General features: G+C 68.2%; 5 protein-coding genes. 3 read left to right on the top strand and 2 right to left on the bottom strand.

The genetic code is table 11. From position 1 onward, the window contains the following. Positions 1–344 precede the first annotated feature (344 nt). Both SRB5_RS35450 and SRB5_RS35445 read left to right on the top strand, forming a co-directional pair. Positions 345–1,952, top strand: coding sequence for an ISL3 family transposase (locus SRB5_RS35450; protein ID WP_153457932.1), 1,608 nt, complete (start codon positions 345–347; stop codon positions 1,950–1,952). Between the two features lie 498 nt (positions 1,953–2,450). Continuing rightward, entirely contained in the window at positions 2,451–5,996 is a 3,546-nt protein-coding gene (locus SRB5_RS35445; protein WP_323379042.1) for an nSTAND1 domain-containing NTPase, read from the top strand. Here the strand turns inward: SRB5_RS35445 and SRB5_RS35440 are convergent, their stop codons facing one another. Next, complete coding sequence (locus SRB5_RS35440; RefSeq protein WP_153457930.1) at positions 5,997–6,296, bottom strand: NIPSNAP family protein; 300 nt, start codon at positions 6,294–6,296, stop codon at positions 5,997–5,999. 96 nt (positions 6,297–6,392) lie between these two features. Next, entirely contained in the window at positions 6,393–6,683 is a 291-nt protein-coding gene (locus tag SRB5_RS36950) for a hypothetical protein (protein WP_228390699.1), read from the bottom strand. 16 nt (positions 6,684–6,699) lie between these two features. Between SRB5_RS36950 and SRB5_RS36945 the strand changes: the two genes are divergently transcribed. Then, positions 6,700–6,852, top strand: coding sequence for a hypothetical protein (locus tag SRB5_RS36945; protein ID WP_228390698.1), 153 nt, complete (start codon positions 6,700–6,702; stop codon positions 6,850–6,852). The last annotated feature ends 638 nt before the right edge of the window (positions 6,853–7,490 follow it).

Genomic DNA, 7,490 nt, shown 5'->3' with positions numbered 1-7,490 from the left:
CCTCGTCGGCTTCTACGGCGACCGAATCGACCTCGACGGACTACCCCTCGCCACGAACGAGTGACCAACTAGAACTAAACCCCCAAGACGTCAAAGAAAGGGCATACACAAAACTCAAGACATTCCCCCACCATCAACATCGCCGCTGCGTGCAGCCAAGCTGGCTATGACGTTGTGATACGGGATCTGGCAGCGATCACGGGGACCCGTCACGGTGGGTTAGAGGCGTGTTCGATTCCTGCTTTCGCGCCGGGGTGCGCCCTGCTGATTGCCATGAGAGCTGACGCTCCGTCATGTTCGGTTGAGGCAGGCTGATCCTGCCGGCCGGGGGCGAAGTCCAGGCCATGGACCACAACGAAATCTCCTGGCAGGACGTGTTGTTCGAAGGCTTCGAGGTGCTGGTCACCGCGGCGGTGCACACCGCATGCGGACTCGCCGTGCGCCTGCGCGGCCGGAGCGAGACGGGCTCGTGCCCTGCGTGCGGCCGGGCCTCACGGCGGGTGCATGACCGCTACGAGCGGCGATTACAGGACCTGCCGCTCGCCGGCCGCGCGGTACGGATCGTGCTGGCGGTACGGCGTTTCGTGTGCGTCGACGCCGCCTGCGTCCAACGCACCTTCGCCGAGCAGATACCTGATCTGACCAGTCCGTACGCGCGGAGTACCGATCGTCTGGGGGCGCTGCTGGACCAGGTTGCGCTGGCGTTGGCGGGCCGCGCCGGCGCCCGGATGGCAACCGTGCTGGGCCTGACGGCGGGAAGGATGGGCTTGCTGAACCGCATCCGGCGGATGCCCGACCCTGTCTCCGCCACTCCGCAGGTACTGGGCGTGGACGACTTCGCCACCAGGCGCGGCCACACCTACGCCACCGTCCTGACCGACAGCGAGACCCACCGGGTCATCGACGTCCTGCCCGGCCGTGACGCCGCCCCGCTCGCGCAGTGGCTGACCGTTCATCCCGGCATCGAGGTAATCTGCCGCGACCGAGCCGGCGCCTACGCGGACGGCGCGCGCGACGGCGCTCCCGACGCCCGGCAGGTTGCTGATCGCTTCCACCTCTGGCAGAACCTCGGACAGGCCGTCGAAAAGTGCGTCGTCGCGCACCGTGCCTGCCTGGCCGCGCCGCAGGCTGCCGGGAACGCTGCTGCGCCGCCACGCCCCGGGCCCTCGGAGGTGAGCGCTCACGGCAACGGGCTGCTCGCCGCCCGGCTGCGGGCTCACCATGCCCTGGTCCACGGCCTGCTGGACGACGGCATGGGGATCCGTGCCATCGCCCGCCATCTGGGCTGGGGCCGCCATACCGTGCAGCGATATGCCCGCGCCGATACCTGGCAGCAGGTCTCCACCGGGCGTCACCATCGCGGCAGCAGCCTCGACGCTCACCACACCTACCTCGCCCGGCGGATTACCGAGACCGACGGGCGCGTCACGCTCACCGACCTCCATCGCGAACTGGCTGGACAAGGATGGACCGGTGCCTACTCCACCCTTCGTGACTGGGCGGTCCGCCGCCTCGACCACCATTCCCGCAGACCCCCGCGGCCAGCCCCTGCCCTGCGACCACCGAGCGTCCGGCAGGTCACCGGCTGGCTCACCCGCCGCCCCTCCACCCTCACCGAAGACGAACACCAACTCCTCAAGACAGTCCTGGACACCTGCCCGGAACTGACCACCGCACACCGGCTGATCCGGGACTTCGGCGACATGGTCACCCAGCAGACCGGCGTCCTCCTGCCCGCCTGGATCAAAGATGCCACCGGGGCAGACCTGCCCGGGCTGAGCGGCTTCGCCCGCGGCCTCCTCGGCGACCTCGACGCCGTCACTGCCGGGCTCACACTCCACTGGAGCTCGGGCGGCACCGAAGGCGCCGTGAACCGCATCAAGAAGATCAAAAGGCAGCTATACGGACGAGCCGAATTCGAACTACTCCGCAAGCTGATCCTGCTCCAGTGACTCCCCGTGACGGGTCCCCGTGATCGCTGCCAGATCCCACTTCAGGCCGACATCGTGGGGCCGTTGAACAACGTCATAGCCAGCCAAGCCACCTGCGGCCCACAACGACCCCTCACAGCTCTCGGAATCACGTGATCATCGGGACAGATCGGCTACACGAAAAGACCCATATTTCCCCTTGGGCTCCGGCACGGCATGGCTCCGTGCGACGTCACGATGCGATGGCGATGCGCTGATCCGATCATCGAGGCTCCTGACGACGGCAGTTGATCGCAGACCGAGAGTGCGCCGGAGAACCGGGCTCCCGACCCGTTCAACAATGCGGTTGCGAACCCGACGTCCCGGATGGCCACAAAGTGTGGTCACTCAATGTTGGTATTGCAGCACCCATACGTGACTGGGGATGATGGAAGGGCGGACTGTTCCAGGTCCGCGATCAGGGTCGGGCTGACTGAGGGCGGGGCACGGGGTGCGATCAGCGCGGACGGGATCGATCCGGTGAGGGGTCGGCTGCAGCTGCTGTTCCAGGTGTTACTGGTGCTGGTGGCCAGCATGCTGGGCATCGTCACCAACTACGCCACGAACGTCGATGACACTCCGTGGCTGCTCCGGTTCCTGCAGCAGGCGTCCATACCAGCGATCGGTCTGCTGATCATCGCGATGGTCGTCGTTCAGGTGGCCGCGTACCGGCTGGACAATCCCGCCCCTCCGCCACGGCACAACTGGCCCCAGAATCGTGCCCCTTACCCAGGCCTGGGGGCCTTCGACGAGGACGAGTCGGCGATCTTCTTCGGGCGGGAGGGCCAATGTTCCGAGGTGATCCGTCGGCTGCACGAGACAGCTCCGCAGCCCAGTGACCGGTTCGTCGCCCTGGTCGGGTCTTCGGGCAGCGGGAAGTCCTCCATGGTGCGGGCCGGGGTCATGCCCCGGCTGCGTGATCGCCGCTGGTCCGTGCTTCCCGCATTCACTCCCGGCGCCAACCCTCTCGGCGCTCTGGCCGCCGCGATCGCGGCGGCAGGCGGGGAGCCGACGGACACCGTACTGAGGCGGCTGCGGCGTGAGCCCGCCGCGCTCCTATCGGAGTTGGCGCGGCTGCGCGGCACGTCGAGATTCCGGCGGATGCTCGTGGTGATCGACCAGTTCGAGGAGCTCGTCACACTGGCCGGCGAGCGCGAGCGGGACCGCTTCCTGGAGGCGTTGAACACCGCTCTCCGGCGCGATCAGCGGTTACGGATCCTGGTCACACTCCGGGTCGACTTCCTCAGCGCGGTGCTGGACACAGGATTCTCCGAGTTGTTCCAGCGCCCGGTGGCTGTCGGTGCCCTCGGACGCCGCCAGCTCGCCGAGGTGGTGCAGCGGCCCGGCGCCCTGGTGGGCATGAGCTTCGAAACCGGCGTGGTGGAGGCCATGCTCGACGAGGCCAGCACCCCCGATGCGCTGCCGCTGTTGGCCTATCTTCTCCAGGAGCTGTACCTGGCGTCCGGGCCCGGGGAAACCGTCACCCAGGACCTCTACCGTCAGCTCGGCGGAGTCGCCGGCGCTCTCGCCCGCCAGGCCGATCACACCGTGGCCCATCTGCACGATACCGACGGCATCGGCGTCGTCCTGCGCGTACTGCTGCGTTTCGTGACCGTCCAGGGCACGGACGCGACCCGACGGCGGGTGCCGCTGGACGAGCTCACGCCGGATGAGCGGCGGGTGGTGGACGCGTTCATCGAAGCGCGGTTGCTGACTTCGAACGCCGAGAGCGCCGCCACCGGAGCACTGGCGTACGGGGAGGTGGCACACGAGGCACTGTTCCGGCAGTGGCCACCGCTGCGCCAGGAAGTCGAAGCGCAGGCGGAGCAGCTACGCCGGCGTGCGGAGCTGGAACGATGGGCAGCGGACTGGCAGCGAGCCGATCGCAGCGCCGATTACCTGCTGACCGGCGAGCGGCTGGAACTAGCCCAGCGGTGGCTGGCGGCGCTCGAGGAGAGCGGGCAGGCCTCGGAGCCTGTCCGGGTGCTCGTTGAGTCCTCGCAGCGCCGCGACCTGTCCTTCCTCGGGCGGGTGTCCGACAGCATCGGCCAGTACGTCCTGGGCCAGGTGGAGCAGCAGCCGGAGCTGTCGCTGCTGCTGGCGCTCGCCGCGCTCGAGGAGTGCGCGGTCACGGACACGGCCCGGCGCGCCCTGCTGGCGGCCTTGACCACCAGTCATCTGCGAATGCAACTCGACGGCCACACGGATACGGTCCGGCACATCGCCTGGTCCCCCGACGGCCGGTCGCTGGCCACCGCCTCCCGCGACGGCACCGCACGCCTCTACGACGCCGCCTCGGGACGCACCCGGCTGACCCTTGACTCCGCCGGCACCATGATCGAGGGCGTGGCGTGGTCCCCAGACTCCACCCGCGTTGCCACCGCCTCCCGCGACCAGGTGATCCGCATCTGGGACACCACGACCGGCGAGACACTGAACCTCCTCACCGGCGCCACGGACAGCGGCCGGCAGGTGGCCTGGTCCCCTGACGGGCGCCTGATCGCGGCAACCTTCAAGGACCAGGTCGTACGAGTCTGGGACGCCGCAACCGGACAGCTCACCCAGGAAATGCACGGCCACCGCGGCGACGTGTGGGGCGTCGCATGGGCGCCGGACGGGACACGCCTGGCCACCACCTCCCACGACCAGACCGCCATCATCTGGGACGTCGCCACCGGCGTCCCCGCGTGCACGCTGTCCGGGCACACGGACTTCGTCGAGGGAGTCGCCTGGTCCCCCGACGGCCGCAGCATCGCCACCGGCTCCGGCGACCACACCGTACGGATCTCGGACGCGTCCACCGGGGAACTGCGCCTGCTGATCCGCAGCCACACGGACTACGTCTGGAACCTCGCCTGGTCCCCTGACGGGCGCAGCATCGCATCCGCCTCCTCCGACCGTACCGTCCGCATCACCGACACCACGGACGCAAGAACAATCGCCGTCCTGCGCGGTCACACCGACACCGTCTGGGGCGTCACCTGGTCCCCTGACGGACGTCAGATCGCCTCCAGCTCCACCGACGGCACCGGACGGGTCTGGAACCTGCGCCCGCATGGAGCCGAAGATCTTGTCCTTGACGGACACCAACGCGCGGTCAACAAGGCGGCCTGGTCCCGCGACGAGCGCAGCATCGCCACCGCTTCCGACGACGGAACGATACGTACCTGGAGCGCCGAGACCGGCGAAGAGACCGGGCCGGCCATCGACATGGGCGACCGTGTGTGGAGCGTCTCCTGGTCCCCCACCGACGACCGCCTGGCGATGAGCGCCAACAACGGACTCACCAAAGTCACACCGGGAGAGTCGGCAGAGGAAATCAACAACCAGGGACCGGTCGTCGAGGCCATCGCCTGGTCGCCCGACGGCAGCCGCATCGCCACCGCAGACCACGACGCACTGCTCCACATCCTCACCGCCGACACGGGCACGGTAGTGTCCTCGATGGCCGGGCACCAGGACTGGGTCGGCGCAGTGGCCTGGTCACCCAGCGGCCGCTACCTCGCGACCACCTCCGACGACCGCACCGGCCGGCTGTGGGACATCGCCGAAGGCCAGCAGCTCACCGTGCTGCGCGGCCACGACAACTACGTTGACGACATCACCTGGTCTCCGGATGAAGCCCGCGTGGCGACCGCCTCCGGAGACTGGACCGCTGCCCTGTGGGACGCGGCAACCGGACGTCGCACAGCCGTACTCAAAGGCCACGAAGGCAGAGTACGGGCCGTCGCCTGGTCCCCGGACGGCCGGACCATCGCCACCGGATCCGACGACAAAACCGTACGGCTCTGGTCGGCCGACACCCACCAGGAACTCACCGTGGTGGGCGTCCACCAGGACAAGGTGACCTCCATCGCCTGGTCACAAGACGGCACCCGCATCCTCACCGCCTCGAACGACGGCACCGCCCGCATCTGGCCGACCCAGCCCGACTACCAACGACTCGAAGCCCACGCCCGTAACCGCGTCTTCCGAACCCTCACCGAGGCCGAGCGCCGCCACCACATGCTGCCCCCACCCGCGTAATCACACCAGCGGCTCGACCGTCCGGTCGTCAGTGCTCACCAGGTAATCGTCCGGGTCGAGCCCCATCGCCTTGCGCGCGGGCGAAGCCCAGTAGAGCGCGTTGCGCTCCTCGAACGACTCCGGCCCCTCGTATGAGATCAGCCACACGAACTGATTCCGCTCACGATCCGCCCAAGCACCCCCGATCTCGAAACCAAGCTCCACACGCAACGGCACGATCTCGGAACGCCAGCGCTCCACCCACTCGTCGAGAAGACCCTCCCGAACGGTGTAAGTACGCAGCTGCGTCGTTTTGGCCATGGGTGAGGTCTCCTCGAAGTAGCCATCCGCTCGCGTCAGGTTGTCACACGTGAAGCGGCTGCTTCGAGCAATCTGCGTCACGCCCCCGCGGGAAGCTCAGCGGACAACGAGCGCTTGGGCCTCGGATACTCTGACAGCCATCTCGGTGCTCGTCGCCATTCCGGCCACCGTGCCCGTCTCGCCGCCGCCTTCCCATTCGACAGCCCATTCGACAGCCCACTCGACGGTCGCAACGACGGTGAACGCCTCTCCCGGCTTTCCCGTGGAGGTACGTGTGTATACGTGGCCGCAATCAGGGGACTTCGCCGCCGCTGGATACTCCTTCGAGTACGGCGATCCCGGCCCTACGCAGACGACAGTGATCCCGTCGCCCATGTCCCAGGTCACCGACCTTGGTGTTCCGGTGGCAATCACTCTCAGCCCCGGCACGACGGCCGATGCCGTGACCGGCTTCCACGTCTCACTGCTCACCCACATCCAGGTCGGCACGCCGACCACCTGGGTGAAGCGCTCGTCGGGGCTGAGCTGGATCGACGGCTTCGGCAGCCGCAGCTGATCAACAGCTTCCCGGACCACGGGTTCCGACCCTCGGCCCGGCCGCCAGCGGCCGGGCTTCCGAGGCTCTGGGTCCGACGGCAGCACCGGGAAGACTCCCCCGCCTGGAACCGCCTTGTATCCAGGGGCCCATGAATCCGGCCCCCGGCCACCCGCGCCCCCCAAGCCCTTCTTCACACCCCCTGTACTGCTGTGGCTTCTGCCAGGTCGGCGAGTACGCCCTGTCTTCTCGGTGTCGGCTGAGCTAGCCCGAACGCTGCACTCCGCACGCGCGTAGCTGCACGTCGTACTGGTTCCCCAGCTGTCAGGCCCGCCACCACCAGCAGTTGCCTGGTATACAGGGGCCATAGCCAGCGCTCCCGCGCCGAGAACGCTTCCCAACGTGCGGGCGATCAGCACGTGCCCGCCTCGTGCATGTAGAACTCGGTCACCATCCACCGGTTCCGGGAGCGCTCGACTGTGGCGTCGACGCGGCGACGTGAACCCGGATATCCGTCCTGTGGCAAGCCGCCTGTCGGCGTACACGTGAACGTGCACCACCTCGTACGGATGAGAGTGCACCGAAGTTGATGCGGTGGCGGGTGGGTGCCGCGAGCCTTCTGTCGTCGGTTTCGAGGTGGCAGAGGGGGCGGTTGTCGT

The sequence above is a fragment of the Streptomyces smaragdinus genome, assembly GCF_009604385.1.
In the GTDB taxonomy this organism is placed as follows: domain Bacteria; phylum Actinomycetota; class Actinomycetes; order Streptomycetales; family Streptomycetaceae; genus Streptomyces; species Streptomyces smaragdinus.
The sequence above is the reverse complement of the archived record's forward strand: the minus strand, read 5'-3'. Positions and strand labels throughout refer to the sequence as shown.

Excerpts from the sequence above, each read along its gene's own strand:
- SRB5_RS35450 (WP_153457932.1), top strand. The coding sequence starts at position 345 with ATGGACCACAACGAAATCTCCTGGCAGGACGTGTTGTTCGAAGGCTTC.
- SRB5_RS35440 (WP_153457930.1), bottom strand. The coding sequence starts at position 6,296 with ATGGCCAAAACGACGCAGCTGCGTACTTACACCGTTCGGGAGGGTCTT.